This window comes from Aminicella lysinilytica, assembly GCF_004362975.1.
GTDB classification, from domain to species: domain Bacteria; phylum Bacillota; class Clostridia; order Peptostreptococcales; family Anaerovoracaceae; genus Aminicella; species Aminicella lysinilytica.
On sequence record NZ_SNXO01000042.1, the window covers coordinates 1 to 15,776 of the forward strand.

Annotated in this window: 12 protein-coding genes; 3 read left to right on the top strand and 9 right to left on the bottom strand. The window is 46.8% G+C overall.

Annotated features, from left to right (window positions below):
* Window positions 1-83 precede the first annotated feature (83 nt).
* Window positions 84-305, bottom strand: a complete 222-nt coding sequence (locus EV211_RS09215; protein ID WP_133529146.1) for a hypothetical protein — start codon at window positions 303-305, stop codon at window positions 84-86.
* A 211-nt stretch (window positions 306-516) separates the two neighbouring features.
* On the opposite strand from EV211_RS09215, the gene EV211_RS09220 reads away from it, so the two are divergent.
* Window positions 517-1,281: a helix-turn-helix transcriptional regulator gene (locus EV211_RS09220; RefSeq protein ID WP_133529147.1), complete on the top strand. Its 765-nt coding sequence runs from the start codon at window positions 517-519 to the stop codon at window positions 1,279-1,281.
* A gap of 158 nt (window positions 1,282-1,439) precedes the next feature.
* On the opposite strand, the gene EV211_RS09225 is transcribed toward EV211_RS09220, so the two are convergent.
* The 7 genes from EV211_RS09225 to ileS form a co-directional block, all read right to left on the bottom strand.
* The gene (locus EV211_RS09225) at window positions 1,440-2,876 is read right to left on the bottom strand and encodes a glutamate synthase-related protein (RefSeq protein ID WP_133529148.1); all 1,437 of its coding nucleotides are present in this window, start codon (window positions 2,874-2,876) and stop codon (window positions 1,440-1,442) included.
* The gene (locus EV211_RS09230; RefSeq protein WP_133529149.1) at window positions 2,869-4,194 is read right to left on the bottom strand and encodes a DNA methyltransferase; all 1,326 of its coding nucleotides are present in this window, start codon (window positions 4,192-4,194) and stop codon (window positions 2,869-2,871) included. The genes EV211_RS09225 and EV211_RS09230 overlap by 8 nt, the downstream gene beginning before the upstream one ends.
* Window positions 4,088-5,974 carry a YgiQ family radical SAM protein gene (locus EV211_RS09235; protein WP_133529150.1) on the bottom strand — a complete coding sequence of 629 codons (1,887 nt, stop codon included), beginning with the start codon at window positions 5,972-5,974 and terminating at the stop codon, window positions 4,088-4,090. Before EV211_RS09235 ends, EV211_RS09230 begins: the two co-directional genes overlap by 107 nt.
* Window position 5,975: 1 nt before the next feature.
* Window positions 5,976-6,596 carry an NUDIX hydrolase gene (locus tag EV211_RS09240; protein WP_133529151.1) on the bottom strand — a complete coding sequence of 207 codons (621 nt, stop codon included), beginning with the start codon at window positions 6,594-6,596 and terminating at the stop codon, window positions 5,976-5,978.
* 117 nt (window positions 6,597-6,713) lie between these two features.
* A complete protein-coding gene (locus tag EV211_RS09245; RefSeq protein WP_133529152.1) occupies window positions 6,714-7,136 on the bottom strand; it encodes a hypothetical protein in 423 nt (140 codons plus the stop codon).
* A 61-nt stretch (window positions 7,137-7,197) separates the two neighbouring features.
* Window positions 7,198-8,223, bottom strand: a complete 1,026-nt coding sequence (gene rlmN / locus EV211_RS09250; protein ID WP_133529153.1) for a 23S rRNA (adenine(2503)-C(2))-methyltransferase RlmN — start codon at window positions 8,221-8,223, stop codon at window positions 7,198-7,200.
* Between the two features lie 4 nt (window positions 8,224-8,227).
* A complete protein-coding gene (gene ileS, locus EV211_RS09255) occupies window positions 8,228-11,341 on the bottom strand; it encodes an isoleucine--tRNA ligase (protein ID WP_133529154.1) in 3,114 nt (1,037 codons plus the stop codon).
* A gap of 458 nt (window positions 11,342-11,799) precedes the next feature.
* Between ileS and EV211_RS09260 the strand changes: the two genes are divergently transcribed.
* Both EV211_RS09260 and EV211_RS09265 read left to right on the top strand, forming a co-directional pair.
* Entirely contained in the window at window positions 11,800-11,997 is a 198-nt protein-coding gene (locus EV211_RS09260) for a hypothetical protein (protein ID WP_133529155.1), read from the top strand.
* 209 nt (window positions 11,998-12,206) lie between these two features.
* The gene (locus tag EV211_RS09265) at window positions 12,207-13,478 is read left to right on the top strand and encodes an ATP-binding protein (protein ID WP_133529156.1); all 1,272 of its coding nucleotides are present in this window, start codon (window positions 12,207-12,209) and stop codon (window positions 13,476-13,478) included.
* A gap of 116 nt (window positions 13,479-13,594) precedes the next feature.
* Here the strand turns inward: EV211_RS09265 and EV211_RS09270 are convergent, their stop codons facing one another.
* Window positions 13,595-15,697, bottom strand: a complete 2,103-nt coding sequence (locus EV211_RS09270; protein WP_133529157.1) for a vWA domain-containing protein — start codon at window positions 15,695-15,697, stop codon at window positions 13,595-13,597.
* Window positions 15,698-15,776: the final 79 nt, after the last annotated feature.

A 15,776-nucleotide genomic window follows, 5' to 3' on the forward strand; every position in this document is an offset into this window, starting at 1 on the left:
TCAGCTATTATCTGTTTGCAATGTTAACTTCCGTTTCTCGGCCCACGCATCATACACTATGTTGGGGCATGGAAGTTAACTATTCAATTGAATTCAGGATATTTAGCTCCTAATTCTGTGCATACCAAACCATATGGGTACGCCCAGATTATTGGCAACACGATCAGTATTATCAAACTGATACCAGGACCTGCGCCTCCAATCATATCTTCTAATCCAAATGAACCTCCGGAGATGAACATATACATTAAAAATATCATTGGAACCAATTTGACTTTTTTCTTCTTTTCAACAGTTTCTTCCATAAATATTTCCTCCTATCGATGATTTCTTCTGTATTTCTTACAAGAATATTCTAACAATAGCGATGTAATTCTTTCAATTACACCATTTAATGAAATTACAACTAATACGAAAGGTGTATCTTATATACTCCTTTCGTATTATGTTTTTACTTCTTTTATTTACATTGAATATTTTTTATGATATACTTTCACCAAAGTTAGGAGGTCGAGCATGAGCCTTAAAAACGACGATTGGATCAAAATCAATGAAATGGTAAAAGCGATATATTCAACTCCAAGTAGTGCTGTTATCAGTGATACCATAGTAAAGATGTCTTATATCATCAGTTTTTCCCACTCCATGTATCATTCTTATAAGCGATCAGGAAATAAAACCATCGCCCTTGACTATCACAGCGATGATCTTCCGAAAGAAGTAATAGATGCATACAGCAACGATTATGAAAATATCGATTACATTGCCTGGTATTCGGATATTCCCATTTCCAGAGCTTACAGAGATTCTGACATTATAGATAATAGTGTAAGAGATAATTCCGAATTGATGAATAAATGGATGTTGCCAAATAATATGTACTATTGTTTAAGTTCAACAGTCGCCTATAATAGAGTGGCGTTCGCAGGTCTTTCTTTTTTCAATTCAAAAGGCGAAGGTGATTTCAGCGATGATGATAAGGAAAAGCTCTCCATTATTACAGATCATCTTTCAATAAGACTACATAACGACTACTTACTTTCAACTTCATCCTCATTCACCGATCCTAAGTCGGATTTCTTAAATAAGTATCATTTGTCACGCAAGGAAGCAGAAATCCTGAAACTGATCAATGAAGGTAATTTACGCGACAAACTGGCAGAATTGACGTTTATCTCAGATAATACTTTAAAAAAACACTTAAGTAACATTTACAAGAAATTTAACATTAATTCATATGAGCAGTTGATTCAGATTATTAAAGGCCAGGATCTCGAATAAGTATATCGTTACTGGTCATGAAATAGCGCATAGAAATAAACGGATTATTTTCGACCAAAGCGTAGTTGCGAGAGTTTCAACGAGTTCGCCACACATTCTATTCTTGGCGAGTGAGGCTATATGGCTGTCTGCCTCGAGGACTAGTGAAAGTCTCGCACCTACGCATGAACAATATCTGTAAACTCGCTGATTTCCCTGCTTATCGTGCACAGGTCGACAAGTGACAGGTCGTGGATGTCCTCGTGACCGGTGACCCTTGCGAAAGTCCGCAGTTCATCGGCGCTGACATTGAGGAAATTGGCCACACGCTTGGAAGCCGCATCAATATCCAGACGCTTACGAAGTTCAGGATCCTGAGTAGCTACACCCATAGGGCACATGCCGGTGCCGCAGATCCTGTACTGCTGGCAAGCCGCCGCGATCAGAGCTGAAGAAGCCACTGCAACTGCGTCGGCGCCCATAGCTATGGCTTTGGCGAAATCCGGAGAAACTCTCAATCCTCCTGTGATTACCAGATCCACATCTGCTCCAACTGAATCCAAGTACTTTCGGGCGCGAGCCAGGGCGAATATCGTCGGCACAGTCGTGCCTTCACGAAGCAACAGCGGGCTTGAGCCGGTGGCTCCTCCGCGTCCATCGATAGTTATGAAATCAGGCTCTGCAAATACACAATACTCCAGATCTGCTTCGATCTTCTCAGCAGCGATCTTAATTCCGATTGGACGTCCGCCGGACCTTTTCCGCAGGTCTGCGACTATGGCTTTCAAGTCTTCCTTGGAATTAACATCAGGAAATTTAGACGGGCTCTGGACTGCCTTGCCCTGCTCCTTGCCACGGATAGCCGCGATCTCCGCAGTAACCTTCTCCCCAGGGAGATGACCGCCCATACCGGGCTTTGTGCCCTGACCTATCTTGATTTCTATGGCGTCCGAGGTCTTGAGGTTCTCTTCGGTCACGCTGTACATGTTAGGCACATACTCAAAAATATACTTGTAAGCATTGGCTTTTTCTGCCGGCAGTATGCCGCCTTCGCCGCTACACATAGCAGTCTTGGCCATGGCGCTGCCGCGAGACAGGGCCTCCTTGGTCTCTGCGGAAAGAGCTCCGAAGGACATGTGCGAAATGTACACAGGACTTTCCAGTACCATAGGTTTAGCCGCGTGCTTACCGATGACAGTCTGGATGTTCACCGGCGCGCCATCATCAAGGGGTGGCGGATTCAGCTGAGCGCCCAGAAGCAGAATGTCATCCCAGTTCGGCATAGGCATCCTGGTGCTCATGGCGCCGCCTATGGTCTTTCCCGTCACTGCCATCTCGTGGATCTCGTCCATATATCTGGCCCCGGCGTCGTGGCGCATGAGAGTCTTATCATAAGCAAGCGGATCAGCGGAAGCAGAAGGGCTTTCCGAGGCCGAGGCACCGGTGTCCGAGCCAGTGCCAGCATGATCCTCAGTTGGTTCCCCGTCGTCGTCCAGAAGAACAAGCTCCGAAATTGGAGAGCCGCAAGCCAGGCAGGCGTCAAGATCTTCGATCTTGATACCTTCCTTTTCCTCGTCAAATATGTATCCGCAAACTGAACATTGATATTTAGCCATTTTGTTTTCCTCCCTCGTAATATGTTACATTTCCCATTATATCTACTACCTTGATATGGACCACCCGATCCCTGCCGTCTACGATCTTCTCGCAGGCGGATTCGATCCGTCCCCTGTTTCTCAGGAATACTGCCGTCGGTCTGTGGACCTGTCCGTCGTAGTCGTAATCTACACTCCATGCCTCGACTACAGCCAGAGGATCCGCCTTGGCAGACTTCCTTATAGTATCTTTAGACTTCTCGTCTATGGCAGAACTCAATCTTTTCTCTCTGGCACTGAGCAATTCGATTTTCAGAAGTCTCTTGTCTGACGAAAGTATGTCATCGTAATCGATCTTAAACTCCGCCTCCAGACTGGCAGAAACGCCGGCCTCATGACCAGCCTGGGTACCGAAAACCCTGAAGCCGCTTTTTTGATTACTGAGCCTTGCCACGGTACTCTCAACTGCCAGACTGCCCACATCGCAGCCTATGAACCTCCGCCCACGCCTGGCCGCCACAGCCGGAAGTGTCCCGCTGCCGCAGAAGAAGTCCGCGCAGATGTCGCCTTCCGAAGTACAGCAGTCTACTATGCGTTCGATGAGCAGTTCTGGTTTTTGTGTAGCATAGCCTGTACGCTCTGCCGATGTCCGCCCAACCATGTCGATAGTCCAGACATCCTTCATATTTACCATAGTGTACCAGCCCACATCATCCTTATATTCCTTGACGCCCTTGAAGCGGTAAGGCTTGAACTGGCGGTTATATGATTTCTCCTCCAGCGGCTGTAAATCGTAGGTTCCCGTCTTGCTGTAGACAAGAATATTATCATGTTTCCTTGCGAAGCGTTTCTTGCTGCTGCCGCCGGATTTATATGTCCAGATTATCTCGTTGACGAAGCGGCTTTCGCCGAAGATTTCATCCATGATTATCTTGGCGTAGTGGACGGCGTGCCAGTCCAGATGGAGCCAGATGAGGCCGTCGTCAGCCAGCAGTTCTTTCATGATAATGAGCCTTGCTGTCAGCTCCCGAAGATACCAGTAGAGCCCCCTCTGCCACTTATCGTCATAAGCCGGGTGCTTGATATTCTCACCGCCGACCTTAAGAACAGCATCGTAGCTGGCCTTAGTGAAGAAAGGCGGATCGATGTAGATCAACTTCAGCTTCCCGCCGTAACCCTGGTCCAACAGGTGCTTCATGACCTTCAGATTGTCCCCACCGTAAAGGGCCGACTCACCATCCCCTATGACCTCGGTCAGCCTTGGCTCCCCTGCCTTTGTATTGGCGGCCTGTATCTTTGCCGCCTCTATTACCTTTGTAAGATTCCTTAGAGTGCTCATGTCCCGCTCCTCTGCTTCCGCCCAGCAGCACGCCGATAAGATCCGGCCTGCCGGCTTTTTCCAGGGCCTTTACGACCCACTTGCGGTTTTCCTCTTTGTTATAATGTATGAGCGCACGTTGCATGCGCTTGTCTTCCATTTTCTTGGCCACGTAGATATGCTCGCCTGTCCGCGGGTCTGTCTCTGTGTAATACATGGCCGTGGCTAATGTCCCCGGCGTCGGGTAAAAGTCCTGGACCTGGTCCGGAATGAACCCGTAGTCCTTCAGGAACAAAGCCAAGTCTATGGCGTCGTCCAGGGTACTGCCCGGGTGCGAGCTTATAAGGTAAGGTATGAGGTATTGCTTCTTGCCCAGCTTCCGGTTCATCTTATTATACTCTTCCACGAAGTCCGTGAATACCTCTCGTCTCGGCTTGCCCATATAACTTAGGACCCGGGGGCTGATATGCTCCGGCGCCACTTTCAATGTGCCGCTGACGTGGTATTTACAAAGCTCCCACAGGAAGTCTCTGTTCTTGTCCGCCATGAGATAATCGTATCTGATGCCCGACCTGATGAATACCTTCTTGACCCCGGGCAACTGTCTTACTGCCCGCAGAACCTCCAGGTAATCCTTGTGATCAATGTTCATGTTCCTGCATGGCTTCGGATATAGACAGTCTTTATCCTTACAGACTCCGTACTTCAGCTGGCGGTCGCAGGCCGGGTGCCTGAAATTCGCCGTTGGTCCTCCAACATCGTGGATGTAGCCCTTGAAATCCGGTTTCTTAGTCAGGGCCGTCGCCTCACGGACTATGGACTCCTTGCTGCGGCTCCTCACCTGTCTTCCCTGATGATATGTCAGCGCGCAGAAACTGCAGTCGCCGAAGCAGCCCCGGTTGCTGACTATGCTGAACTTCACCTCCCGGAAAGCCGGTATGTCTTCCTTATACATAGGGTGCACCTCGTTCTCAAAAGGCAGCTCATAGACATCGTCAAGCTCCTGACGGTCGAGAGGCTGCTGAGGTGGGTTTTGTACTACGTAGGAATTGCCGCCGTAGGATTCCGCCAACCGCCGCCCATTGATGTAGTCATTCTCCCTGTACTGCATGACGAAGCTTTCGCCGTAGGCTTTCTTAGACTCTGCGATTTCCTCAAAGGCCGGCAGTACAACTGTCTCACCGTCATCAACAAAATCCGACGTGTGGTAGCATGTGCCGGGGATCCACGTAATGTCCCCGGGGGCTATACCCGAATCCAAGGCTTCGGCCACATTGATGATGGCCTTCTCACCCATGCCGTATATGAGCAGGTCAGCCCTGGAATCCATGAGGATGGAACGCCTGACCTTGTCTTCCCAATAATCGTAGTGGCCAAGCCTTCTGAGGCTGGCCTCAAGTCCGCCTATGATGACAGGCACATCCTTATAGGCCTCCCGGGCCCGGTTGCTGTAGACTATGACTGCTCTGTCCGGCCGCCTGCCGGCTACGCCACCCGGAGAATACTCATCCACCCGGCGCCGATGATGGAAAACAGAGAAATTGTTCACCATAGAATCCACCACTCCGCTGTTTATGAGAAAACCCAGGCGAGGCCTGCCGAAGCGTTTAAAATCCTCGCATGACCTGAAATCCGGCTGTGCCAGAATGGCAACTTTATATCCGAATCTTTCCAGAAGCCTGCTGATTATAGCCGTACCGAAAGAATGGTGATCCACATAGGCATCCCCGGTCACCAGAACGAAATCAGGCTGATCCCATCCTCTCTTCTTCATATCTTTCATATTTACAGGCAAAAACATTCTATTCCCCCAGTGTTTCTAATAACTTCTCTGTGATCCTTGCCGTCAGTCCCCAGATGACTCTCCCGTCTACGTCGTAGATAGGAATAGTCCACTGGCCTACACGCCAGGCGTAATCTTCATCGATGCCCACCTTTTCATAGGGGAAATCATCGTCTATTTCCGTAGTAATATTCTCAGTGAATATCTCCGGCCTTACCCCTGCAATATCTTCCAAAGCCACGAGGAAAACTTCATCCACTTCATCCTTCTGGACATGAGCCTTCAGATAGTCCTCATACCTGATGACACCCAGGTGGGTGTACAGTGTGTAATTGGCGTATCCATAGAGAATATCTCCCTGGCCGATGACCTTAATAGCGGACACCGGTATCCCGGTCTCCTCCTCGGTTTCCCGAAGAGCGCACTGGAGGGGCGTCTCCCCCTTCTCCATATGGCCGCCCGGAAAGCATATCTCCCCCGGCTGACTTACCATATCGTGAGCCCGCACCTCATACATGAGGCAGACCCGGCCCTTTTCATCCTCAACGAAAGGCACCAGCACGGAGAAAAACCTGTATTTCCCTATAGGCTCCGGCCGATGACCCGCGTATGTACTTATGATATTGTCCAGTGTAAACATCTGCAGCCTGCCTTTTGTTATATTCTGCGCCGGCCCGGCCAACACCGCCCGGCAGCTCCCATTAGCTAAAAAATAAGAGGGGCATAGCTCGCCCCTCACATAAAACTTGTTCTTAAATTAGTTGAGTATCTCATACTGTGAGAAGTCAACGCCGATCATCTCTTCCTTCTCGGCCGACAGACTTACTACGAAGTTCATGCCATAATTCTTGGAGATACCTTCCAGTCTCTTAAGAAATTCTGGAATGTCTCCCAGTGAAAAGTCTGCGTGCTTCAGAATACTGTCGATGAAAATAGTCTCTATATCGTGGTCGGAACTGATGATTCCATAAATAAACCCGATATACTCATCGCTGTTGGTGATATGCTCGTACTCTTCCATGCACACTACCCTGATCTTATACTTAAGATCATACATCAACCTTGAATTCTTGTTAATAAAGATAACGCTTCCATCGCTGTTCTCAGCCTTATCATTCGCAAGATCGATCATCTGCTTAGTTTTACCGGTACCTTTATGCCCAATCAGTAATTTTACCATATTATTGCCTCCATTGCTTTCTTTTACAATTATTATACACTATGGCTTGCGGCCATTCAATCTATTTTTTCAATTTTTCCAATCTTAATTGACCGCAGGCGCCGTCTATATCGGCCCCCAACTGTCTCCTGACGGTGGCTGGTATGCCCCGGCTCTCCAAACGGTCCATACACTCCTCGGCCCTGTGTCTTCCCGAGGATTTAAATCCTGTATCTTCCACCTGATTCAAAGGGATGAGGTTTACGTGACAGATCATCCCGCGCAAAAGTCTGCACAGGCTGTCCATGTCTGCGTTGGAGTCGTTCTCCCCGTGGATCAGAGCGTACTCGAAGGTGACTCTCCTGCCTGTCTTCTCTGTGTACCGTCTGGCCGCGTCAATGACCTCGCGCAAAGGGTACTTTTTGTTGATGGGCATTATGGCGCTGCGCCTTTCGTCGGTTGTTCCGTGGAGGGAAATGGCCAGGTTCACCTGAGGAAAATCCTCGGCGAAGCGGTCGATGACCGGCACAAGCCCGCAGGTGGAAACTGTAATGTTCCTCATGCCCAGGTTCTTGCCGTCCTTGTCGTTGATGAGCCTGATGAATTTGGCCAAGTTATCGTAATTATCGAAGGGCTCGCCTGTGCCCATGACGACTACATGTCCAACGCTTTCTCCTGTGTCGGCCTCCACGTCCATGATCTGTGAGATCATCTCCCCGGCCGTCAGGTTTCTGTCAATGCCGTCTATGCCCGAGGCGCAAAAAGCACAGCCCATGCGGCAGCCGGCCTGTGATGAAATGCATACGGAATTACCATACTTATACTTCATGAACACGGTCTCAACGGCGGAGCCGCCGTCCAACCCGAACAGGTACTTTTTTGTTCCATCGGTCTGAGACTCCCGGCACTCAAGCAATGTCAGGGGATCTATGACGCACTTTTCTTCAAGGGACTGGATAAAAACTCCCGGAAGGTTTTTCATCTCCCGGAAGTCTCTTTTCCCCTTATAGATCCAGCCGAAAAGCTGCTTGCCTCGGAAAGCCGGCTGGCCCATTGACTGAGCCAGTCCCGACATTTCTTTCTGAGTCATGTCTCTAAGGTTTATCATATAATTAAACTCTTTCTATATTCAGTCCGGTCTTGTGACCGTTGATGTCTACTTCCGGCAACTCCTGAGTTTCCTCGATAGTGAGGGCCAGGGTCTCCTTCTTGATGTAGTCTTCATACTGACTCACAGCACCCATAACGTCTGCATCTGCGTTTACGTAAATGTTTATATTGTCCATCATTTCATAGTCTTTCTGCTTACGCATCTGCTGAATCTTGGATACTACTTCTCTTGCCAGACCTTCAGTTTCCAGTTCAGGAGTCACTGTCGTATCAAGTATTGCGAACACATTGTTCTCCATGGCTACTGAGAAGCCTTCCTTGGCGCTGATCCTTACATCGACGAAGTCCTTCTCGATCTGGACCTTCTCGCCGTTGAGTTCCATAGTCACCGAGCCGTCTGCTTCCAGGCTGCTTGTAAATGCCTTAGGATCTTCCTTGGCTAGAGCGCCGCCGAAGGCCTTGATGTTGCCTCCCAGTACAGGACCCGCTACCTTGAAGTTAGGCTTCAGGGAGAAGTTCATATAGTCGTCCAGCTCGTCGGCGAACACAACCTTCTTCACGTTGAGTTCTTCCATTACCAGCGGTGCCAGGTCTTCTATAATGTCTCTGTATTTTCCGTCTACCAGTATCTCGCTGAGAGGCTGGCGGACCTTGATGCTTTCCTTTTCTCTGATGCCGCGGCCCAGGTTGGCTATGGTCTTGACCAGATCCATCCTCTCCTCGACTTTCTTGTCTATAAGCGACTCATTACACTCAGGATAATAAGCCGTGTGTACTGACTCTTTTCCTGTGAGTTTCTTATACATTTCATCAGCCAGGAACGGCGCTATCGGCGCGATGAGTCTAGAAACTCCTTCCAGTACCTCGTAGGTCGTAGCGTATACGCTTTCCTTGTCGGCAGACATGCCCTTGGCGTAGAAACGACGACGTGCCCTTCTGATGTACCAGTTGGACAGATCCTCAGTTACGAATTCGCTGATGGCTCTTACGGTCTTCATATGATCGTAAACGTCCATATCAGCTGTAGCGTCCTTGACTGTCTGGTTATACTTGGACAGTATCCATCTGTCCAGTTCAGGCCTCGACGCATAGTCAACCTTCAGCTCTGCCGGCTCGATTTCGTCCAGATTAGCGTACAAAACGAAGAAGTTATACACATTCCTCAAAGTCCCGAAAAACTTGCTTACAACGTCTTTCAGGCCTTCCTCGTCGAACTTGGTCGGCGACCAGGCAGGTGAAACGCTGCACAGATACCATCTGGTGGCGTCTGCGCCGTATTTATCCAGCATATCGAATGGTGAAACTGTATTACCCTTGGACTTGGACATTTTCTTGCCGTTTTTATCCAGGATCAGATCGTTTACCAGTACGTTCTTATAGGGTGACTTCTTCATGATAAATGTCGAGATAGCCATAAGGGAGTAGAACCAGCCTCTGGTCTGATCTATGCCCTCGCAGATAAAGTCCGCAGGGAACAACTTGTCAAAGTCTTCTTTGTGCTCAAACGGGTAATGCCACTGTGCGTAAGGCATGGATCCTGAATCGAACCAGCAGTCCATTACCTCCGGTATCCTCGTCATAGGCTTGCCACAGACTGGGCATGTAATGTGGACATCGTCCACGTAAGGCCTGTGCAGCTCCACGCTTGCATCTATGTTCTCGATGGCTTTGTCAGCCAGTTCCTGACGGCTTCCGACGCACTCCAGATGTCCGCAGTCGCAGCGCCAGATAGGAATCGGCGTGCCCCAGTATCTCGTTCTGGAAATAGCCCAGTCCTTAACATCTGCGATCCAGTTGCCGAAGCGCTTCTCGCCTACGAATGGCGGGAACCAGTTGACGCTGTTGTTGTTGGCAACCAGGTCATCCTTCAGCTTGCTCATTTCGATGTACCAGCTTGGCTTAGCATAGTAGATCAAAGGCGTGCCGCAGCGCCAGCAGTGTGGATAGTTATGCTCCAGCTTTGCCTTGGCGTAGATTTTGTTCTCATTGGCCAGCCATTTGATGATTTCTACGTCCAGGCCTTCCTCCATAACAAAATGACCTTTCCAAGGTGTCGTCGTGTAGCATCCTCTCTCGTCTACAGGCTGCAGCATAGGCAGTTTGTATTTGCGGCCGCACTGGTAGTCGTCTTCGCCGAAGGCCGGGGCTGAATGTACGATGCCCGTGCCGTCTTCAACGCTGACATAATCCATGCATGTGACGAAGAATGCTTTCTTATCTGTCTTAACAAAAGGCATAAGCTGTTCGTACTCCATGTACTCCAGGTCTTTTCCCTTCATTTCTTCCAGTACTTCATAGTTGCCCTCTCCCAAAACCTTGTCGGCCAGGGATTTAGCAACGTAGAAGATGTTTCCTTCCTCGTCGCCCTTGAGCATCTTGGCTCTGATATATTCGATGTCAGGTCCAACTGTCAGGACTGTGTTGGCAGCCAGTGTCCAGGCTGTAGTTGTCCAAGCCAGGAAGTATTCGTTCTCTCTGTCCTTGCGCTTGAATTTAGCTGTGATGGTGATGACCTTCACGTCCTTATATCCTTGCGCTACCTCGTGGGAAGCCAGTCCTGTTCCGCAACGCGGGCAGTAAGGCAGGATCTTATGACCTTCATAGATGAGACCTGCCTTGAAGAACTGATCAATGATCCACCATACGGACTCGATGTAATTATTGTCAAGAGTGATGTAAGGATCATCCATGTCAGCCATGTAACCCATGCGCTCACTCATATCTCTCCACATATCCGTGTATGTGAAAACCGAATCACGGCATTTCTGGTTGAATTCCTTGATTCCATATTTTTCTATATCCTGCTTGCCGTTCATTCCCAGCTGCTTCTCGACTTCGATTTCAACCGGAAGTCCGTGGGTATCCCAGCCGGCTTTCCTGTTTACCTGATATCCCATCATTGTCTTGTATCGGCAGACGGAATCCTTCAGAGTCCTTGCCATTACGTGATGGATGCCCGGCTTGCCGTTAGCTGTCGGAGGTCCTTCATAAAAGATGAATGTAGGTTTGCCTTCGCGTTCGTTTACGCACTTGCTGAGCAGGTCTACTTCATTCCATTTCTTCACCTGTTCTTTCTGCACCTGTGCTACAGGCTTGTCTGATAACTTTTCAAACATTTCGATTTATCTTCCTTTCATATAGTAAAAAAGTCCCTTGCAGACTTTCCATCTGTTAGGGACGATCATTCATAACCGCGGTACCACCCTAGTTGCCTTCCTCTATCAAGGGGCCACTCATTAAAGTGCCAGACTCAGGAGTGATATTCATTCTCTGCTTCACCGGATCTCTCTCACCGAATGAGATCTTCTCTGTAAGGATATTACGCAGGATTACTGTTTCCTTCACCGTCTGAAATATTAAGTTCAACGAGGATAATTATATATTCAAACGCCGTAGATGTCAAGTTTTTAAGAGGTTTTTCCCAGTAGAGTGCGAGGTTTTTCCCACATTGACATAAGGTTTTTCCCAGCCCGAAAAACTTTTGCATATATTGTCCTCTAATTGCAAAAATATAACTTTTAATATCCGGGAAATGTGGTAAAATGATTGTAGTATCAATTGGGAGGTGGCGTATATGTATTTATTCATACTTGGGTTCGTTTTCGTGGTTGGGCTGTTTATATACTACTTCTTATCGACCAGTAGCGGCAGTAGTAAAGACGAGCCACCTAAGAAGAAAAAAAAAGAAGATAATCTCAAGAAGGAAGAGAATGTTATTTTCCTTCCAGATGACATAGCCGAGGTCAAGAAAAATCACAATATCAAGCATTGAGTTATTGTATAAGGGAGCCGCTGCATTTGCGCAGCGGCTCTTTTCATGGGTTGGACCGTCATTGCTGCGGATTTTCAGGGCCGGAGGTATTTTCCACAAACTCGGGAAAAATATTCCCACAAACTCGGGAAAAATACTCCCACAAACTCGGGAAAAATATTGTTTTTATTTAAAATATGGGGTAAACTATCACTGGGAGGTAAGGTACCATGAAATATAAGAAAAGAATAGCCGACAAAATATTACAGAAACGTCTGTCAGCAAAGGGTGCAGTCCTTATTGAGGGAGCAAAGTGGTGTGGTAAAACAACAACTGCTAAACAGATTGCAGGAAGCACGCTGTACATGCAAAATCCACGAGAGAAAAAGCAAAACCTTCTTATGGCTGATCTTGATCCTGCTGTTTTATTGGAAGGACCTATTCCAAGACTTATAGATGAATGGCAGATTGCCCCAGTGCTTTGGGATGCGGTAAGATTCGAGGTGGATCAGAGAGATTCATTCGGCCAGTTTATACTTACTGGCTCCTCAGTTCCAATCAATCTTGATGGCAACTCACATACAGGCACTGGACGAATTTCAAAAATGCTAATGCGGCCTATGAGTCTTTACGAATCCGGCGAATCTAACGGAACAGTCTCCTTGGCAGATCTGTTTACCAGCGGATATGATATAGCTTCAAAAAATCAACTTGACATCTATGATATAGCATTTTTGACCTGCCGTGGTGGTTGGCCAAAGGCTACAGATCAAACAGAAAGCGTTGCATTGCAGCAAGCCTTTGATTATTATGATGTCGTAGTTGCCTCAGACATTTCAAGAGCTGACGGCATAAATAAAAATCCAGAAAGAGTCAAACGACTGATGAGATCCTATTCAAGGAATCTGGCTTCCCAGACAAAACTGTCAAACATTAAAAAAGACATGAAGACCAATGATTTGGATACGCTCGATATCCAGACTATTGACTCCTATATAAACGCATTGAAACGTATCTTTGTTATAGAAGATCTTCCTGCATGGAATCCAAATCTCAGGTCAAAGGCTGCTATACGTACATCTGACACACGATATTTTGTTGATCCATCCATAGGTATTGCGGCTCTAGGTATGGGTCCTACTGATCTTATCCACGATCTTAATACTTTCGGATTGTACTTTGAAAGTATGTGCGTCCGTGATCTTCGCATTTTTTCAGAGTCTTTAGACGGTACCCTATATCATTATCGTGATGGCGACGGGCTGGAATGTGATGCAGTCATACATCTCCGCAACGGCCAATACGGATTAGTTGAAATCAAACTCGGAGGACAAACACTCGTCAATGAAGGTGCCGAAAATCTAATAAGACTGAAAAACAAAATTGACACTGCAAAAATGTCTGAACCCTCGTTCATGATGGTATTGGCCGGCACTGAACCCTTTGCGTACAAAAGGGATGACGGCATATATGTTGTTCCGCTCGGTTGTTTGAAAGACTGACATACATAGCGCAAGAGACCTCGGATCCGCTGCTGAAGCGAGCCTGAGGTCTCTTGCATTTTCTTCAAAGGTATATTATCGGCTATAACATTTGTCACTGCCGTTTAAGGATTCGTCTAATTCTGCTGCCTTTTGCGCAAAGCGATCAGTACGCCTGCAAGGGCTATACTGCTGCCGCCAAGGATTATCCAAAGGCCCAAGTCACTGGTGTCTCCAGTGTTCGGAGCTGATGCGTTATTGCTTGCTGAATTGCTATCCGAACCGTTTCCGGAATTATTGCCGGAGTTGTTGTCTGTGTCATGGCCCGGCTTCTTGCCATTATTATTGTTATTGTTCGGATCGTCAGAAGATGAATCCGTCATGCGATAATAGTTCAAAGTCAATGTATTGGACGCCGCGTCGTAAACTGCTGTCTTGGTCGTCACGGAATTGCCCGTGTTCAAAATGTAACCATTGCTTCCGTATGTAGCCCAGCTTTCGATTGGCGTTACCGATATGGCACTGCCTACCTGAACAGTCTGCGGTGTCTGCAATTCCAGCGGTGTTGCATTGTCCAGTGTATATGTCGCGCCCTTATCCTTGCTCGTATAATAATTGCCAACTACGTTGTAAGTAGAATAGCTTACTATTGGAGTATTGTCCTGGATAGTGTATGAAAGTACTGGTGAAGCTGTGTATGATGTTGTCAGGTTTTCATTTGAATCTAAAGCATCAAGAACAGTCTTATCTCCGTTTGTCTTAACATAATGAGTTCCTGAAGCCGTGCTCTTCTTAGTAAGATCAAGCTGTTCACTGTAATTCAATGTGATATGCTGGAAATTTGAAACTGCCTTATTAGCTTTGAATACAAAATGTTCACTTGAATTGCTATCCGTCCCATTGGCATAATATGTCAGGGTAAAGTCAACATTGCCTTTAGAATCCTCAAAGTTGTATGTTGTACTTGTTGTATCGTCATCTGCAACTGCTACTGTTTTATATGAATTATCTCCTACTTTCAGAGTAATATTATCTGTGGAATCAATGAAATTAAAGTTTGAGCCCATCTCATCTGTAATAGTACTTCCTATACCTAAAGAATACAATATGTCATTCTTTATATCATTAATACTGCTTAACCCACTATTACCACTGATACCAGTCAGATAAGTGTTAATGAATGAATCAAATACTTCATAACCTGTAGAATCCACCTGATATACATAACAATTATATCCAGCTGTTTTCTTTAAATACTTAAAATCATTAGCAGCTTCATACATGGATTTCTCAGAGTTCAATATTACAGGATAATCACCATTGTATGTGCTACTGTAAAATGATGATACATCCTGCTTGTTATTCTTAGCGTTCGGATATATAGCCTGAGCAAGAGGAGCATTTTCGGTACCCCTGCTGTACTTCTGATCTACCAATACATTATTATCAATATTTTTGCCTATATAGGCCATATAGTCTTCCCAATTGTTCGAATCTCCCAATTTGCTATTGGAAGCAATCTTGAATTTATCTGAATTGAACCATGAGGCCCACTCATAAAGGCCTCCGCCCATGTTTCCCTGTCCTGTAGTACTTGAATACTGAGTGTTATAATCATTAGCTGCTTCTGTCTGAGGATACGTATAAGTTGAACCATCGCTGATTAGAACTACGTACTTACGGCTTGCCGTTGTACTAGTATCTCCTACAAGCATTTCTCTGGCAGCGCGTAATCCGGAAGCCATATTGGAGCCTTTTTCCAAATCACCAAAATACTTTTTAAATGCAGTATTCTGTTCTTCTGTAACTCCATCATCTGCTTCTCCCTTTTTCTTAGCGCTCAATATTGTATTTATTTCTGTAGCCTGACTACTACTGTTCTTATCGTACTTCTGAAGGTCATATGTTGCTGCAGCTGTACCTCTATAACCAACAATTCCTATGTTGACAGACGCCCCACTTTCCGTAACAGAATCCTTCAGACCGCTCAAAAGTTCCGCAGCCTGTGATGCGACTGTGTTCCCACATGATGAGCAATCTAATACGAACACCACATCCGATGTCATCTGCTGTTGGCTGGATGGCAATGATAAGGTGATATTTGTCTTATCGCTTGAATCAAGCCTTGATGCCGTCTTAGATATAAGCTGGCCATCGCTTTCTGTAGTAAGTATTTCCTGATTGGCAGTCGTTCCAGATGTAGTATCATCTGCTGCGAATATGCGTAAGTGGTAAACCACATGTACTGGATAATAATTAGGCCGCCCGGAAGGGCGGCGATTTTAGCTAAGGCTATTTGGTTTTGAAGCAGTTTTCAGG